Below are 15,994 nucleotides of genomic sequence, written 5' to 3' on the forward strand. Positions count from 1 at the left end.
GACATCATGACTGTGCAGGACAGCGGAAAGGTCGCGCTCATCACGGGCGCGAGCCGGGGGATCGGTTACGGAATCGCGGAGGCGCTCGTCGCCCGCGGTGACCGGGTGTGCATCACCGGGCGCGGCGAGGACGCCCTCAAGGAGGCCGTCGAGAAGCTGGGCGTCGACCGGGTCATCGCCGTCGCGGGCAAGGCGCACGACGAGGCACACCAGGCGGCGGCGGTCGAGCGCACCATGGATGCGTTCGGCCGTGTCGACTTTCTGATCAACAATGCCGGTACGAATCCGGTCTTCGGCCCGATCGCGGAGCTCGACCTCAATGTCGCCCGCAAGGTCTTCGAGACGAATGTGATCTCGGCGCTCGGTTTCGCCCAGCGGACCTGGAAGGCCTGGCAGAAGGAGAACGGCGGGGCGATCGTCAACATCGCCTCGGTCGCCGGTATCTCCGCCTCGCCCTTCGTCGGCGCGTACGGCATGAGCAAGGCCGCCATGGTCAACCTGACCCTTCAGCTGGCGCACGAGTTCGCGCCGGTCGTCCGGGTCAACGCGATCGCCCCCGCGGTCGTGAAGACGAAGTTCGCCCAGGCGCTGTACGAGGGCCGCGAGGCGGAGGCCGCCGCGGCCTATCCGCTCGGCCGGCTGGGGGTCCCCGAGGACATCGGCGGCGCTGCCGCGTTCCTCACGTCGAGCCAGAGCGACTGGATCACGGGACAGACCCTGGTGGTCGACGGCGGGATCCTCCTGAATGCGGGCGTGAGCTGAGAGCGGCCTGAGCGGGTTTGGCCCTGATTGACTCAAGTGCCCTGTCGGGCCTGTGGATTGACCCGACGGGGCACTGCGGTATGGTCTGCCGACCCATGGCTGATCGAGGAGCGTTCACGTGTTCTACCGGGCCAGTCTGCAGGCCGCTGCAGCCCTTGCTTCCCTCTCTCTGCTGGCAGGCTGCGGCCTTCTCTCCGACAGTGGCTCGAAAGCGGAGCAGAAGATAGTCGTCGGTACGACCAGCGAGCTTTCCACCCTCGATCCGGCGGCGGCGTGGGACAACTCCTGGGAACTGATGCGGAATGTCTTCCAGACCCTGGTGAGTTTCCCCACAGGCAGCACCAGCCCCGAGCCCGATGCAGCGGAATGGTGCAAGTTCACCGACATGACCAGCACGGCCTACCGGTGCAAACTCCGCAAGGGCCTGAAATTCTCCAATGGCGACAAACTCGACGCCGAGGCCGTGAAGTACTCCATGGACCGGATCACGGCCATCAAGGTCAAGGGCGGTCCTGTCGGCATGCTCGGCTCGCTCGACCGGGTCGAGACCAAGGGGGACGACATCGTCGTCTTCCATCTCACCAAGCCGGACGCCACATTCCCGTTCATCCTCGCCACGCCAGCGATGTCGCTGGTGGCGCCCAGCGACTATTCGAAGCACAAGGTCCGCAGCGACGGAAAGGTCACCGGATCCGGCCCCTATCTCCTGGATTCGTACAAGCCGGGGAACCGGGCCGAACTGGTGAAGAATCCGGACTACAAGGGTTTCGCCAACCGTAAGAACGACGCTGTGACCATCCGGTACTTCAAGGATTCCGCCCCCGTGGTCGCGGCGCTGAAGAAGAACGAGATCGACGCGATCTACCGCGGCCTCACCGCCGAGGAGGTCGTCAGCCTGGAAGACAACAAGGACAAGAACAGCAATCTGCAGATCGTCGAGACGGTCGGCGCGGACATCCGCTTCCTGGTCTTCAACCCCAAGGATCCGGACACCGGGAATGTGGCCGTACGGCAGGCCATCGCCCAGCTCGTCGACCGTGACGCCCTGGTGGCCAAGGTCTACCAGGGGACGGCCGAGCCGCTGTACTCCATGGTCCCCAAGGGCATCGCCGGACACACCACCAGCTTCTTCGACGCCTACGGTGATCCGGACAAGGACAAGGCGAAGCAGATCCTCGCCAAGGCGGGCATCACCAAGCCCGTCTCCATGACGTTCTGGTTCACGACCGACCGGTACGGCTCGTCCACGGCCCTCGAGTTCGACGAGCTGAAGCGACAGCTGGAGGCCTCCGGGCTGTTCCGGATCACGCTGAAGAGCAAGCCCTGGAAGGAGTTCCAGGAAGGCTTCAACAAGGGCCAGTACCCCGTCTTCGGCCGCGGCTGGTTCCCGGACTTCCCGGACCCGGACAACTTCATCGCACCCTTCGTGGGCGAGGACAGTATTACCGGGGTGCCGTACATGAAGAGCGAGATCACCGAGCGGCTGCTGCCGCAGACCCGCAAGGAGAGCGACCGGGGCGCGGTCAGCAAGCAGTTCGAACGGGCCCAGCAGATCCTGGTCAACGACGTGCGGCTGCTGCCGCTGTGGCAGGGCAAGCTGTACGTCGCGGCGGGCGAGGACATCGGCGGCGGCGAGCGTGCCCTGGACCCGCAGACGGTCATGCAGATGTGGGAGCTGTACCGCAAGGCCAGCTGGTAGGCCCCGGCAGGGCTCGCAGGGTCCGTTGTCAGTGGCCCCCGGTAGGTTCTCGGTTGAAGAACTGATTACTTACCGGAGGTTGTTGACGTGACCGACACCGACCTGCTGCCCGAGTCCTGGCGCGGCGTCCTCGGCGATGAGCTGCAGAAGCCCTACTTCAAGGAGCTCACCGAGTTCGTCGAGGAGGAGCGGGCCAAGGGGCCGGTCTATCCGCCGCGCGACCAGGTGTTCGCAGCCCTGGATGCCACGCCCTACGACAAGGTGAAGGTCCTCGTCCTCGGCCAGGACCCGTATCACGGGGAGGGGCAGGGACATGGGCTGTGCTTCTCCGTGCGGCCGGGCGTGAAGACGCCGCCCTCCCTGCGGAACATCTACAAGGAGATGAAGGACGAGCTCGGCCTGCCGGTCCCGGACAACGGCTATCTGATGCCGTGGGCCGAGCAGGGCGTGCTCCTGCTCAACGCCGTGCTTACGGTGCGCGCGGGCGAGGCGAACTCGCACAAGGGCAAGGGCTGGGAGAAGTTCACCGACGCGGTGATCCGCGCGGTCGCCTCGCGGCCCGATCCGGCGGTCTTCGTGCTCTGGGGCAACTACGCGCAGAAGAAGCTTCCGCTGATCGACGAGGAGCGCCATGTGGTGGTGAAGGGTGCGCACCCGTCACCTCTGTCCGCCAAGAAGTTCTTCGGCTCCCGTCCGTTCACGCAGATCAACGAGGCGGTGGCGGCGCAGGGGCACGAGGCCATCGACTGGCGCATCCCCGACCTGGGCTGACGCTGCGGTTTCGGCCCGGGCCGGCGGCGGGCGCCCGGTGGACAGGTCCGGGCCGCCCGCCCGAGCCTCAGCGGGATTGACCGCGGCTGCGGCTAGCGTCGAACGGAACCGGGTGGACGTGGACAGGGAGGCCGCAGTGACGGAGCAGCGGGAGGCGTCGAAGGATGCCGTCCTGACCAGGATCGGCCAGGCGATCATGCTGCTGCACGGCGGCGACCGGGAGGAGGCCCGCAATCGCTTCGGCGAGCTCTGGTCGGAGATCGGCGAGGACGGGGACGCCTTGCACCGGTGCACCCTTGCCCACTACATGGCCGACACGCAGGACGACCCCGGTGATGAGCTGGCCTGGGACCTGAGGGCCTTGACCGCGGCCGGCAGCCTGACCGACGAGTGCTCGGCACAGCACTCCGATGCGCTCGCGGTGCGGGCGTTCTATCCCTCGCTCCATCTCAATCTCGCGGCGGACTATGTGAAGCTCCACCGTCCCGAGGCGGCCCGGATCCATCTGGACCGGGCGCGCGCCGCGTCCGGTGTGCTCGCGGACGACGGGGCGGATGACGGGTACGGGGGAGGAGTCCGCGCGGCGATCGCGCGACTGGAGCTGAGGCTGCGGGAGCTGTGAGGGGTGACCCGTCCGCGACGGACGGGCCACCCGCTCGGCTCTCTCCTACCGGGCTCAGCGGCCGTAGGTGTTCTCACAGATCCGGGACTGCGGACTGCCCGCCGGCCAGTGCCCGTATCCCCGTCCCAGTGCGCAGACGTCCTTCCCGGTGACGGGGGGCGGCAGGTCCGGGACGGGCGCGGTCACGGCGGGCGGGGCCTGACGCGGCCGAAGCCGTGCCGCCCCGGGGCGCTTCCGTTGCTGTGGTGCGCGGGGCGTGGCGCGGCGGGTGTCCGGCGGTGCGCCACGCGCCGGGGCGGATGCGGAGGCGGACGGCTCGGGGGCCGGTACGACTCCCAGGCTGTCGTGGACCGGCGGCCGCACGATCTGTGGCGCCAGATCCTGGGCGGGCCTGCTGGTCCCGGGCCGGGACGGCACGTCCGGCTGCGGCGCCACGGACACACAGCCGGACAGTGTCGTGACCGCCACGCCGACCAGGAGCTTCACGGTGATTCGGGTTCGTTGCACCTGATCAACTCTGCTGTGCGGACCCGGTTTTGAGTGAGCCGGAAAGCCATGATTGGCCCGCACGAGTGACGCCGGTCAGCTCAATGCCGCCTGCGATCCGAGCATCCCGCGCAGCAGTTCGGTGAAGCCGGTACGCAGCTCTTCCTCGGTCGGTACGGAGCGGTGGTACGACCCCGCGGCGCACGAGAACATCAGCCCCTCGCACCAGGCCATCAGGGACAGGGTGTGCCGCTCGGGCTCGGCCGACCCGAGCCGCCGTCATCAGCGCCATCAGCGGCTCGCGGAACTGCCGGCCCGTCGCGTCGAAGGCTGTCACTGCAGATGTAGTTTCGGGGAGGGGTGATGGAGAAGCCCCATGCCGTCGTCATCGGCAGCGGAATCGGCGGCCTCACCGCGGCGGTGGCCCTGCAGGGTTGCGGCTGGCGGGTCACCGTCCTGGAGCGCGCAGCCTCCCTGGAACCCGTGGGCGCCGGTATTGCCCTCGCGCCCAAATCGGCGCCGAGTCCGGACAGGTACTCCGCAACGACGTGTACCAGCTGACCGACCCCCTGCCGCCCTTCCACCGGGGCCGCACCGCCCTCGTCGGCGACTCCGCCCACGCCATGGCCCCCACCAGCCTCGGTCAGGGCGGCAACCAGGCTGTCGAGGACGCGATCGTGCTCGCCCACCATGTGACACCGGGCAGGGACCTCGGCGCGGGTCCGGCGGTGTACACCGCCGACCGGCTGCCCCGAACATCGGCCATCGTCCGCAAGGCCGCACAGGCCTCCCGGCTGATGCGCCTGACCAGTGCCCCGGCCGTGGCGCTGCGCGACGGCCGGGGCACCGTCTCGCGGCTCGGGCCCACTCTCGTCCTGCGCACCTTCGACGGCATCGCGGACTGGCAGCCGCCGCAGCACACGTATGCTGCCCCGACGAAGGACGCGCACAGGTCACCGCGGCAGACATCGGCTCGAAGAGCTCGACGGGGCACCCTCAACCGGTGAACACCGCGCCGGTCGGCGCTGAACAGTGAGAGGGAGACCCCTGTGAAGGTCGGCTGCATCGGGCTCGGCGACATCGCGCAGAAGGCATATCTGCCGGTTCTGACGACCCTGCCCGGGGTCGAACTGCATCTGCAGACCCGTACCCCCGCCACCCTGGCCGCGGTCGCCGAGAGCCACCGGATCCCGTCCGGGCAGCGCCACACCGACCTCGAATCGCTGCTCGCCGAGGGCCTGGACGCCGCGTTCGTCCACGCCCCGACGGCCGTGCATCCGGGGATCGTGGGCCGGCTGCTGGACGCGGGCGTCGCCACGTACGTCGACAAGCCACTGGCCTATGAACTCGCCGACTCCGAGAGGCTGGTGAGCCTGGCCGACGAACGCGGGGTGAGCCTCGCCGTCGGTTTCAACCGCCGGGTCGCGCCCGGCTACGCGCAGTGCGCCGAGCACCCGCGCGAGCTGATCCTCATGCAGAAGAACCGGGTGGGCCTGCCCGAGGATCCACGCACCATGGTGCTCGACGATTTCATCCATGTCGTCGACACACTGCGTTTCCTGGCTCCGGGGCCGATCGAGCACACCGTCGTACAGGCCAGGATCCGCGACGGTCTGATGCACCATGTCGTGCTGCAACTGGCCGGTGACGGATTCACCGCCGTCGGCGCGATGAACCGGCTCAGCGGCTCGAACGAGGAACGGCTGGAGGTCTCGGGCCAGGACTCCAAGCGCGAGGTCGTCAACCTCGCCGAGGTGATCGATCACAAGGGGCAGCCGAGCGTACGACGGCGTGGCGACTGGATGCCGGTGACCCGCCAGCGCGGCATCGAGCAGAGCGTGCTGTCCTTCCTGGACGCCGTGCGGGCCGGAAAGGTGCTGAGCGCCGACGACGCCCTGCAGACGCATGAGCTGTGCGAGCGCATCCTGCGCGACCTGGACTGCGCCTAGCCAGGGTCTGTCCGGCGGATTTCCGGCGGGTCAAGGGCCGGACAGGCTCTGGAGCCGTGTCCGGCCAGGGGCCCTTCGGCCTCGGGATGCGTCGGGCCCCGCTCCGATGCAGGCTGGGGAGATGACCACCGGCCCGTGGAGGTGACCTCGTGAGGCCCCACGACGAGCCAAAGGGCTGGGGAGCACTCCAGCCGCCGCCCGGCTACTACTCGGCCGACGGGCGGCCGCCCGACGCGATGCAGCGCGGGCTGATCCTCGACTGGGCGGTCAACCAGCGGATCGCGAGCGGCTGGCGAGTGGAATCACGCTCCGAGACACAGGTCGTCATGGTCCGGGGCCGGCCGCTGAACCACGTGCTTCACGCCATCCTGATGGTGTTCACCTGCTTTCTCTGGGGCGCCGTGTGGCTGGTGCTCGCCGTGACCAACAAGGTCGAGCGGATCTCGCTCACCGTCGACGCCCAGGGCCGTATCGTCTCCGTGAACGGCCCCGGATAGTCCGGCCGGTCTCCGGGCTCACGGCCTGGAGCGACCGGTGGATTCGTCGGATTCGGCGGGTGAGGCAACCGCCGGAGCCGCCGCACCCCTCGTAGCGGCCGGCCCGCCCCGGTGGCGCCTGCGGAGCGATCGCACCCCTTCGAAGACGCAGAACACGGCCAGCACCGCCGACGCCCCGTGCACCGGCCAGTCGCCCAGCCGTACGTAGAGCGTCGTACCGGACGCCAGCGGTACATCGAAGACGGCCGCGCCGCTCGTATCCGTACCGAGCGGGGCACCGATCCGCTCGCCCAGCGGGCCGTACACCGCACTGACGCCGGTGAGCGTCGCATGCACCATCGGGCGGCCGTTCTCGGCAGCCCGCAGCGCCCCGAGCGAGGCGTGCTGTTCGGGAGCCCAGCTGTGCTGGAACGTCGCGGTCGACGACTGGTCGATCAGCAGTTGCGCTCCGTCCCGGGTCAGCCGCCGGCTCATGTCGGGGAACGCGGACTCGAAGCAGATCAGCGGCCCGATGCGCAGACCCCTCCCTCCGGCGGCCCCGGGAAGCCACATCGTCACCGGGTGGGTGCCCCGCAGTCGGTCCTCGCCCGCCGCCTTGCCCAGGGACGTGGCCCACCCGAGCACCGAACGGGCCGGGATGTACTCGCCGAACGGCACCAGCCGCATCTTGTCGTACCGGTCCCCGGTCAGTCCGTCCGGACCCACCAGCACCGCGGATTTGAAGATCCCCGTCCGACTCGGTCCGCCGGTCTGCCGGGCGTCCATGTTGACCAGCACATCCGCGCCCACCCGACGCGAGAGGGCCGCGATCCGGGCGGTGACTTCCGGGTGCCGGGAGAGATCGACACCGACACTGCTCTCGCCCCAGACCACCAGATCGAGATCGCGCCCCGCCAGCTCACCGGTCAGCCGCTCGCTGATGGCGAGCCGACGCTCCACGCTGTGGGGACCCGCGATCACACCCGGCTGCACGACGGCGATCCTGGCCACGCCCGACCGCTCGGGCTGCGGTGCCCACTGCGCCATCGCCCCCACGGCCAGGGCGCACACCATGATGCCGACGACGGCGACCGTACGGGCGGCGGCGGCCACGAACAGCAGAGCGACGGCGGTGTTCACCGCTACCACCACAAGGCTCACCAGCCACACCCCGCCGACGGATGCCACGCGGAGTGCCGGAGCCACCTCCCACTGGCTCGCGCCGAGCAGCCCCCAGGGACCGCCGAGGCCCTCCCAGGAGCGGACCAGCTCGATCATCAGCCAGCCGCACGGCACGACGACGACCGCGGCCATGGCAGCTGCGACGGAAACCGGCGCGCGCAGTACCCGGAAGACCAGCAGACCCCACGGCGCCCACAGCAGACCGAGCAGGGCCGCCAGGACCACGATGAACACATGGAGACTCGGCATCAGCCAGTGATGCACGGCGAGCAGGTAGCCGATCCCGCCGAGCCAGCCGTCGAGCGCTGCCCGGCGCCCCGTACCGGCGGACCGGATCAGCAGCAGCCACGGCACCAGACCGACATAGGCGAGCCACCACAGGGAAGGCGCCGGGAACGCGAGCGCGGGCAGCGCACCGGCGAGCAGTGCGACGCAGGCGCGCCACCGGCCGGACCGCAGCCTCCGCTCCCACTGCTCGCGCCGACCGGCCGGAATCCGCATGCCGCGCCTCCTCGTCCTGCTGATCAGCAGTGTCCCCCGTGGTCACCCGTTCCGCAGTTCTTTCCCGGCGCGGGAGGTCGGAAGCACCGGTGGGCCGGCTCAGGAGGGGGTGAGCGCGTCAGCTGTGCCGCGCCACTTCTCGTGCACGGTCACGGTCCGGATCCGCCAGCCGTTCCCCGTACGCGACAGTGTGAAGGCGTACCTCCCGCCGGAGACGAAGTTCGGCGCGGTCGCCCCTGCCCCGGAGCCGCCTTCGCCGCCCGCCGTGCTGTCCAGCCGCATCGGGTTGAGGTAGTCGGCCCGCACTTCGGCCCGGTCGCCCGGGTAGCCGCCCAGGTCCTGGATGTCGAGCCGGCGGTTGACGATCAGATGCTGGCGTACGGGGAAGAGCCGCATGGTCTCCGCGAGCCACTGGGCGACCTCGGCGGCAGGCCCTTCGATACCGCCCGCGCTGCGGTAGTCGGCGCGGCCGTCCGTGGTGAACAGGGCCCGGTAGTCCATCCATTCGCCGTCGTCCACCGCCATCGCATAGCCGGTGATCACTGCATCGATGGAAAGCTGGTCCATCACGGTCGAGAGATCCACACGCTGCGTCATCGGGTCAGTGTCTGCCCGCCTGGCGGCCGAGGCCAAGGGGCGTGCACGCACGACGGGCCGGCACAACCGTCAGCAGGGCACCACGGCCACCGGGCCGAGCGCATGCGTGAGCGTGGTCTGTGCGACGGGGGAGAGCCCAAGCCCGAGGGACTCACCGCCCTTGCGCCGCCCGATCACGGTCAGCGCCGCGGTCGCCGAGGCCGTGACCAGGGTGCGTGCGGCGGAGCCGCCGACCGGTTCCCTGACGACCTCGACCTGCGGGTACTTCTCCCGCCAGCCGGCGGTCAGTTCGGCGAGGGTCCGCTCGGCCGCACCTGCCGCCGCGTCCCGGTCGAAGACGGGGCCGCCGGACAGCATCGAGGAGAACATCGTCCAGCCGTGCACGATCCGCAGCCGCGCACCGGGCCGGGAAGCGGCCGTCGCGAAGGCGAATTCCAGCACCGCTTCACTGCTCTCGTCGGCGGCCACGCCCGCGACAATGTCGGGAAACGCTTCGGCCGCCTCCCCTTCGTCCTCGTCCGACGGTCCGCTGTGGATGACGACGACGGGGCACTGGGCCATTGAGGCGGTCGCCAGACTGTTGGAGCCGAGCATCAGGGACCGGAAACCGCCCAGACCGCGCGAGCCGACGACCACCAGCGACGCATCACGGCTCAGCGAGGTGAGTGCCGCCGAGGGGAAGTCCAGCGGTGCGAGCGTCGACGGGTGCAGATCCGGAACGATCTCGGACACCCTTCGCACGGACTGGGTGAGCAGTTCCTCAGCCTCGCGCTGCGGTGTCTCCTGACCGGTGCGCCGGTTCGGCGTCCGGGCGTGCACGATCACCAGCGGGAGCCCCCGGCGGGCGGCCTCGCGGGCGGCCCAGTCGAGTGCCTCACGGCTGTGCGACGAGCCGTCGACGGCTGCGATCACGGGAAGCTCGGTGATGGTCATGATTTCCCTCCGGGTTCCGGCTGTACATGTCCCAGGCTGGTACGCGCAGACGTCTTACGGCAGGGCCTTTCGGCCTCATCTGCCCGGGAAGATCCGGGCAGATGCCACCACGCGCAACATGCCGCGCCCTGACACACTTCAACACGGGCGTCGATCGCTCGGCCGGCCGCCCGTGGCCGTGCGGTGAACGGGCAGGCGGCGGCTGGGGTCCCGGACCGCCCGGACGGACTCAGGCCTCCGCCACGGCCCGACGATGCCTGGCGTGGGTGGAGAGGGAGTCCGAGTAGCGGCGGAGCAGAAGTACGGCTGTGGTCGCCAGGCCGATGAGCAGACCGAGCCAGATTCCCGGGGTGTCGAGGCCGAGCGGATGAGCGAGGAGCCAGGAAGCGGGGAGGCCGACGGCCCAGTAGCCGATGAGCGTGATGCGGAAACCGCTCCTGGTGTCGTCGAGACCCCGCAGGAGTCCGGCTGCGTGCGAGAGGCCGACGGCGACCTGGAAGACGATGTGGACGAGTGGTCGACCGCGGTGTGCGCGGCGAGCGCGGCAGGTCCGAACGACCCGCAGCCCGAAGTTCCCGTGGATCAGAACCCGGTTCAGGCCCGCGTTGACGGCGACGCTGATCCGCAGCAGCGCCGACGGCCGGCCCCGCGCCGCCGGTACGACGCCCGCCGGGCGCACACAGAGGCTGTACGGCTTCGGCGATCTGGTGGACGACATCGTCTACTCGCACGAGATCGGCATCTGCAAGCCTGAAGCGGGCGCGTTCGAAGTGACCTGGTGCCCGGTTGGAGGTGAAGCCCACGGACTGTCCCTTCATCGACGATTTCGCGGTCGACGTCACCGCGGCGGAAGCGGCCGGTATGCGTGGGCTCCTGTTCGAGTCCAACGCACAGACGACCACCGGCATCGAGGCGCGCCTGACGCCTGTGCGGGCCGTGAGGCTTCCGGCCCACTGCGATTGTCAGTGCCGGATGCGATCCTGCCCCCATGGACGAGCTGATGCGGCAGCGGCGCGTGTACGGCGCCGACCATGACGATCCGGACCCGGGGCCCCAGCCGGGGCACTCCTACCGGGAGTTGGTGGGCGGCCCGCTCGACGGGCTGCTCCTCGATGTGACCGGCTGGACGGAGACGGCACTGCGCGAGGGGGCGGCGCTGAACACGGAGATCGGGCGGTTCGGCCCGGGCGGACGAGCGGAGTACGGACCCAGGGACGGCGACTTCGACCGGTGGGACTGGCAGGGCGACATACTCTGACCCGCACCGCCACGCCATTTCGTAGAGATGGTGTGGCGGTGGCCGGGGCCGAGCCCGCTGCACAGAGCGTGATGAATGAGACCTGTCGGGACTAATCGCCTGAATCGCTCGATACTGGATTCATGGCACAGAAGACGTCTCGACCGCACGCCCCGCCGACCCTCTCCGTCAAGGGCCGGGACGTGCGGATACGCACCATCGGGATCTTGGTACTGATCGGTCTTGCGATCTGGTTCATCGCCGCGAACACCGAATCGGTCGGCATCCGGCTGTGGATACCCACCGTCACCTTGCCGCTCTGGGCGGTACTGACCGTGACCCTGCTGGTCGGGCTGGTGATAGGCGGGCTGCTGGCCCACCGCAGGGCGAAGCGCTGAGCCGGCCCCCGGGCCTCGCGGGCGCGCGTACGTGGCGCTAGCCCGCCGACTCGCCCGCGTGCGGGCTCAGCACCCCTGCCGTCACCAGGGCGAACAGGAGCAGCCCGAGAAGCACGCGGTAGATGACGAACGGCATGAAGCTCTTGGTCGTGATGAACTTCATGAACCAGGCGATGACCGCATAGCCCACGCCGAATGCGATGAACGTCGCGAAGATCGTCGGACCCCACGACACATGACCCTCGCCCGCGTCCTTGAGCTCGAAGACACCCGAGGCGAGCACCGCCGGGATCGCGAGCAGGAAGGAGTAACGGGCTGCCGCCTCGCGGGTGTACCCCATCAGCAGACCGCCGCTGATGGTGGCGCCGGAGCGGGAGACGCCCGGGACCAGGGCCATCGCCTGGCAGAAGCCGAAGATCAGGCCGTCTTTGACGCCGAGTTCCTTCAGCGTCTTGCGTTCCTTGGCGGCCCGGTGTCTGCCGCCTGCCTCGTCGCGGGCGGCGAGACGGTCGGCGATGCCGAGCACGATGCCCATGACGATCAGGGTGGTGGCGATCAGCCGCAGATCGCGGAAGGGCCCCTCGATCTGGTCCTTGAACGTCACGCCGAGCACACCGATGGGGATGGAGCCGACGATGACCAGCCAGCCCATCTGGGCGTCGTGGTCGCTGCGCATCGACCGGTTGGTCAGCGAGCGGAACCAGGCCGAGACGATCCGGACGATGTCCTTGCGGAAGTAGATGAGGACTGCTGCCTCCGTGCCGATCTGGGTGATGGCGGTGAACGCCGCACCCGGGTCGTGCCAGCCGGCGAACGCTGCAGTGAGCCGCAGATGTGCGCTGGAGGAGATCGGCAGGAACTCGGTCAGTCCCTGAACGAGGCCCAGGACGAACGATTCGAACCAGCTCATGGGGCTTTGGCCATCCCGGAGGTGATCGTGCATCGACCGACGGCAGTAAGGGCCGTCGGCAACGTGCGCATTGCGGTCAAATGAGGGCAGGGCCGTGCCGGGCCCGGAGATCTTCGGTCGGTCGCGGGCAGGGTATCGCCCTCAGATGAACAGCGTTACGCGTACCCCCGCGCCCGCCCACCGCCCCGGTGCCTGCTCCCACGCGTACCGGATCACTCGGCGACGAGGCGATGGCGCTTGCGCCAGGCGACGACGGCCGCGCCGAGCCCCGTCAGCACGATGAAGCCCATCGCGGCCAGGAACGCGGGCGACGTCGGTGACGAGGCCTCGCTGCCCGCGACGACATACGCGGCGGTGTTCGGGACCGAGCCGAGCCCGGTGGCCATCAGGAACGGCGGATACCCCATGCGCGAGACGGCCGCGCAGTAGTTGGCCGCCGCGAACGGCACACCGGGGAACAGCCGCAGCGCCAGCATCGAGCGGAAACCGTGCCGGCTCAGCTGACCGTCCGCCGCCTTGAGCCAGCGCCCGCGCAGCAGCGTACGGAGTGCGTCCTGCCCGAGCACCCTGCCCAGCCCGAACGAGATGCCCGCGCCGAGCACCGTACCCGCCAGCGCCGCGGCCAGCCCCGCCTGCGAGCCGAACAGCGCACCGGCGGCGAGATTGAGCAGTGGCCGCGGTACGAAGGCCACGGTGCACACGCCGTACGCGACACCGAACAGCACGACCGCGGCGGCGCCACCGCTCAGCTGGGCAGGCCAGCCGGTGGCGAGCAACCGTTGGGGTTCGAGGAACAGCATCGTCGCCGCGGCGGCCAGCAGCACCGCCACGAGCAGCGAGAACCGGGACCAGGGCGAGAGCAGCGCCCTCGTGCAGCGCACGGCGAGGCCGCCTGTGGGCCGGGCGGCGGGGACGGGGTCGAGCATGCGGGGAGACTAACCGACGCCCGGGGGTGATCGCCGCAATGTGCACGGTGCGAGCCAGGCGGCCGATATCGCTCCCGCGCGCTGCCGGCGTCCCGCGGACCAGGCATCTGCGACGGCGGGGCGGAACCCGAACTCCCGTGTCCGGCTTGCAGTGTCCGCCGGAAAACCATTCGACGTGGCCGTGCCGGTCGGCCATGATCGGACCCATGTTCCGGTACGCCTTCCTCGCAGCGCAGTCCGCAGTCGCGGACGCGCCGAAGGCTGCCGTGAACCCCGTCACCGCAGCGGCACTTGTCGCAGCGGCAGCGTTCTCCGCTGCCGCGGCGCCCATCGGCGGCGCACGAAGCTGACCCTCCCCCGACAGTCCGGCGGACCCCGTAAGGGGAGGGTCGGCGAGTCCCTGGGGTCTTCTCTCTCAGCTTCGAATTCCAAGGAATGAGCCATGCCCAAGACGGCATACGTGCGCACCAAGCCGCACCTCAACATCGGCACCATGGGCCACGTCGACCACGGAAAGACCACCCTGACCGCCGCCATCACCAAGGTCCTCAGCGACCGCGGAACCGGCACGTTCGTCCCGTTCGACCGGATCGACCGGGCGCCGGAGGAGACCCGGCGCGGCATCACCATCAACATCGCGCACGTCGAGTACGAGACCGACACCCGTCACTACGCGCATGTCGACATGCCGGGGCACGCCGACTACATCAAGAACATGGTCACCGGCGCCGCCCAGCTCGACGGGGCGATCCTCGTCGTCTCCGCGCTCGACGGGATCATGCCGCAGACCGCCGAGCACGTCCTGCTGGCCCGTCAGGTGGGTGTCGACCACATCGTCGTCGCCCTGAACAAGGCGGACGCGGGTGACCCCGAGCTGACCGACCTGGTCGAGCTGGAGGTCCGCGAGCTGCTCTCCGCGCACGGCTACGGCGGCGACGGTGTCCCCGTCGTACGGGTGTCGGGCCTGAAGGCCCTGGAGGGCGACCCGCGGTGGACCGCGGCCGTCGAGGCGCTGCTGGACGCCGTCGACACGTATGTGCCGATGCCGGTCCGCTACACCGACGCGCCGTTCCTGCTGTCGGTGGAGAACGTCCTGACCATCACCGGCCGGGGCACCGTCGTCACCGGAGCCGTCGAGCGCGGCACTGTGCGGGTCGGTGACCGGGTGTCGGTGCTGGGCCCGGACATCGAGACGGTCGTCATCGGTCTGGAGACCTTCGGGAAGCCGATGGAGTCCGCGGAGGCCGGAGACAACGTGGCCCTGCTGCTGCGCGGGGTGGAGCGCGACCGGGTGCGTCGCGGCCATGTGGTCGCGGCGCCCGGCAGCGTGACGCCGAGCCGCCGTTTCTCCGCGCAGGTGTATGTCCTGTCGGCGCGGGAGGGCGGCCGGACCACCCCGGTGACCACCGGATACCGGCCGCAGTTCTACATCCGCACCGCGGACGTCGTGGGCGACGTCGACCTCGGTGCGGTGGCGGTGGCGCGACCCGGGGACACGGTCGACCTGACCGTCGAGCTGGGCCGCGACGTCCCGCTGGAGACCGGACTCGGCTTCGCGATCCGCGAGGGCGGCCGCACCGTCGGCGCGGGCACCGTCACCGGACTGCTCTGAGCCGTGTCGCACCAGGGGCCCGCCTTCCGTACCCCACGGGAGGCGGGCCCGGTGCCGTAAGCAAGACTGACGGTATGACAGACACAGCACTGGTGCTCGGTGCCGGCGGCGTCACGGGCGGCGCCTGGGAGACCGGAATTCTGTACGGGCTCGCGAAGGCGGGCGTGGACCTGTCCACCGCCGATCTGATCATCGGCAGTTCGGCGGGCGCGGTGGTCGGCGCGCAGCTGGCCTCCGGACTGCTCGGCCTTCCGGAACTGTACGAACTCCAGCTCGCCGATCCGCAGGGCATGACCGGCGGCAAGCTCGGCGCGCTGACGTTCCTGCGCTATGCGGGGGCCGTGCTGTCCGCCCGTACCCCCGAGGCGTACGGGCGGAAGCTGGCCCGGATCGCGAAGGACGCCCACCTCGGCATCACGGCGGAGGAACGGCGTGCGGCGATCGCCGGCCGTCTCCTGTCACCCGACTGGCCCGGGCGTCCCCTGCGCATCACCGCGGTCGACGCGGCCACCGGTGAGCTCCACACGTTCGACAAGGACAGCGGAGTTCCCCTCGTGGACGCCGTCACCGCGAGCTCCGCCGTCCCGGCCGTATGGCCCGTCGCCACCTTCGGGGAACGGTCCTGGATCGACGGCGGGGTGCACTCCCCGGCCAATGCTCATCTCGCCGCAGGTTACGGGCGCGTCGTCGTCATCGCTCCGACAGCCAGTGGCAACAAGGTCATCGTCTCGCCGCGCTCGCAGGCGGCCGAGCTGGCCGCGAAGGGCGCCCGTGTGGAGGTCATCACCCCGGACGCGGCGGCGAAGAAGGCATTCGGCCGCAACTCCCTCGACCCCAGCCGACGGGCCGCGGCGGCCCGTGCCGGGCTCGCCCAGTCGGCGGCGCACACCGAAGCCGTCGCCGCGGTCGTGAGCAACTGATCGGGCACCCCAC

18 protein-coding genes and 3 pseudogenes are annotated in these 15,994 nt (G+C 69.9%); 13 read left to right on the forward strand and 8 right to left on the reverse strand.

From position 1 onward, the window contains the following. The first annotated feature begins 6 nt into the window (after positions 1-6). The 4 genes from OG953_RS36130 to OG953_RS36145 all read left to right on the forward strand — a co-directional run bounded on the left by OG953_RS36130 (position 7) and on the right by OG953_RS36145 (position 3,854). Positions 7-762 (forward strand): SDR family oxidoreductase, encoded by a 756-nt coding sequence (locus OG953_RS36130; protein WP_405689509.1) that lies wholly within the window; start codon positions 7-9, stop codon positions 760-762. A gap of 118 nt (positions 763-880) precedes the next feature. After that, positions 881-2,461: an ABC transporter substrate-binding protein gene (locus OG953_RS36135; RefSeq protein ID WP_405689511.1), complete on the forward strand. Its 1,581-nt coding sequence runs from the start codon at positions 881-883 to the stop codon at positions 2,459-2,461. Between the two features lie 87 nt (positions 2,462-2,548). Beyond that, positions 2,549-3,232, forward strand: a complete 684-nt coding sequence (locus OG953_RS36140) for a uracil-DNA glycosylase (protein WP_405689513.1) — start codon at positions 2,549-2,551, stop codon at positions 3,230-3,232. Between the two features lie 136 nt (positions 3,233-3,368). Beyond that, positions 3,369-3,854, forward strand: a complete 486-nt coding sequence (locus tag OG953_RS36145) for a hypothetical protein (RefSeq protein WP_405689515.1) — start codon at positions 3,369-3,371, stop codon at positions 3,852-3,854. Between the two features lie 54 nt (positions 3,855-3,908). Here the strand turns inward: OG953_RS36145 and OG953_RS36150 are convergent, their stop codons facing one another. Next, entirely contained in the window at positions 3,909-4,361 is a 453-nt protein-coding gene (locus OG953_RS36150; RefSeq protein WP_405689517.1) for a hypothetical protein, read from the reverse strand. Between the two features lie 75 nt (positions 4,362-4,436). Next, positions 4,437-4,668, reverse strand: a pseudogene (locus OG953_RS36155) (TetR/AcrR family transcriptional regulator); the annotation flags it as partial. A 35-nt stretch (positions 4,669-4,703) separates the two neighbouring features. Between OG953_RS36155 and OG953_RS36160 the strand changes: the two are divergent. From OG953_RS36160 to OG953_RS36175, 4 genes and pseudogenes are all read left to right on the forward strand, one after another. Continuing rightward, the gene (locus tag OG953_RS36160) at positions 4,704-4,901 is read left to right on the forward strand and encodes an FAD-dependent oxidoreductase (RefSeq protein WP_405689519.1); all 198 of its coding nucleotides are present in this window, start codon (positions 4,704-4,706) and stop codon (positions 4,899-4,901) included. Continuing rightward, positions 4,871-5,347: pseudogene (locus OG953_RS36165) on the forward strand (FAD-dependent oxidoreductase); the annotation flags it as partial. The gene OG953_RS36160 and the pseudogene OG953_RS36165, both read left to right, overlap by 31 nt. 42 nt (positions 5,348-5,389) lie before the next feature. Then, positions 5,390-6,289: a Gfo/Idh/MocA family protein gene (locus OG953_RS36170; RefSeq protein ID WP_405689520.1), complete on the forward strand. Its 900-nt coding sequence runs from the start codon at positions 5,390-5,392 to the stop codon at positions 6,287-6,289. 149 nt (positions 6,290-6,438) lie between these two features. Next, the gene (locus OG953_RS36175) at positions 6,439-6,786 is read left to right on the forward strand and encodes a hypothetical protein (protein WP_405689522.1); all 348 of its coding nucleotides are present in this window, start codon (positions 6,439-6,441) and stop codon (positions 6,784-6,786) included. Positions 6,787-6,804: 18 nt separating this feature from the next. On the opposite strand, the gene lnt is transcribed toward OG953_RS36175, so the two are convergent. From lnt to OG953_RS36195, 4 genes and pseudogenes are all read right to left on the reverse strand, one after another. Next, positions 6,805-8,448 (reverse strand): apolipoprotein N-acyltransferase, encoded by a 1,644-nt coding sequence (gene lnt / locus OG953_RS36180; protein WP_405689525.1) that lies wholly within the window; start codon positions 8,446-8,448, stop codon positions 6,805-6,807. 99 nt (positions 8,449-8,547) lie between these two features. After that, a complete protein-coding gene (locus OG953_RS36185) occupies positions 8,548-9,045 on the reverse strand; it encodes a nuclear transport factor 2 family protein (RefSeq protein ID WP_405689527.1) in 498 nt (165 codons plus the stop codon). A gap of 69 nt (positions 9,046-9,114) precedes the next feature. Next, on the reverse strand, positions 9,115-9,978 hold the full coding sequence (locus tag OG953_RS36190) for a universal stress protein (protein WP_405689529.1): 864 nt from the start codon (positions 9,976-9,978) through the stop codon (positions 9,115-9,117). A gap of 229 nt (positions 9,979-10,207) precedes the next feature. Then, positions 10,208-10,539 (reverse strand): annotated as a pseudogene (locus OG953_RS36195) (MATE family efflux transporter); the annotation flags it as partial. A 427-nt stretch (positions 10,540-10,966) separates the two neighbouring features. Between OG953_RS36195 and OG953_RS36200 the strand changes: the two are divergent. Further along, positions 10,967-11,236, forward strand: coding sequence for a hypothetical protein (locus OG953_RS36200; protein ID WP_405689531.1), 270 nt, complete (start codon positions 10,967-10,969; stop codon positions 11,234-11,236). A gap of 122 nt (positions 11,237-11,358) precedes the next feature. Continuing rightward, the gene (locus OG953_RS36205) at positions 11,359-11,613 is read left to right on the forward strand and encodes a LapA family protein (protein ID WP_405689533.1); all 255 of its coding nucleotides are present in this window, start codon (positions 11,359-11,361) and stop codon (positions 11,611-11,613) included. 37 nt (positions 11,614-11,650) lie between these two features. On the opposite strand, the gene OG953_RS36210 is transcribed toward OG953_RS36205, so the two are convergent. Next, positions 11,651-12,523, reverse strand: a complete 873-nt coding sequence (locus OG953_RS36210) for an undecaprenyl-diphosphate phosphatase (RefSeq protein WP_405689534.1) — start codon at positions 12,521-12,523, stop codon at positions 11,651-11,653. Positions 12,524-12,735: 212 nt separating this feature from the next. Further along, on the reverse strand, positions 12,736-13,449 hold the full coding sequence (locus OG953_RS36215) for a TVP38/TMEM64 family protein (RefSeq protein WP_405689536.1): 714 nt from the start codon (positions 13,447-13,449) through the stop codon (positions 12,736-12,738). 206 nt (positions 13,450-13,655) lie between these two features. Between OG953_RS36215 and OG953_RS36220 the strand changes: the two genes are divergently transcribed. The 3 genes from OG953_RS36220 to OG953_RS36230 all read left to right on the forward strand — a co-directional run bounded on the left by OG953_RS36220 (position 13,656) and on the right by OG953_RS36230 (position 15,981). Further along, the gene (locus OG953_RS36220) at positions 13,656-13,799 is read left to right on the forward strand and encodes a hypothetical protein (protein WP_189280386.1); all 144 of its coding nucleotides are present in this window, start codon (positions 13,656-13,658) and stop codon (positions 13,797-13,799) included. 92 nt (positions 13,800-13,891) lie between these two features. Continuing rightward, on the forward strand, positions 13,892-15,061 hold the full coding sequence (tuf, locus tag OG953_RS36225) for an elongation factor Tu (protein WP_398632491.1): 1,170 nt from the start codon (positions 13,892-13,894) through the stop codon (positions 15,059-15,061). Between the two features lie 74 nt (positions 15,062-15,135). Then, positions 15,136-15,981: a patatin-like phospholipase family protein gene (locus OG953_RS36230; RefSeq protein WP_398632492.1), complete on the forward strand. Its 846-nt coding sequence runs from the start codon at positions 15,136-15,138 to the stop codon at positions 15,979-15,981. Positions 15,982-15,994: the final 13 nt, after the last annotated feature.

The sequence above is a fragment of the Streptomyces sp. NBC_00057 genome (genome assembly GCF_045041165.1).
Taxonomy (GTDB): Bacteria; Actinomycetota; Actinomycetes; order Streptomycetales; family Streptomycetaceae; genus Streptomyces.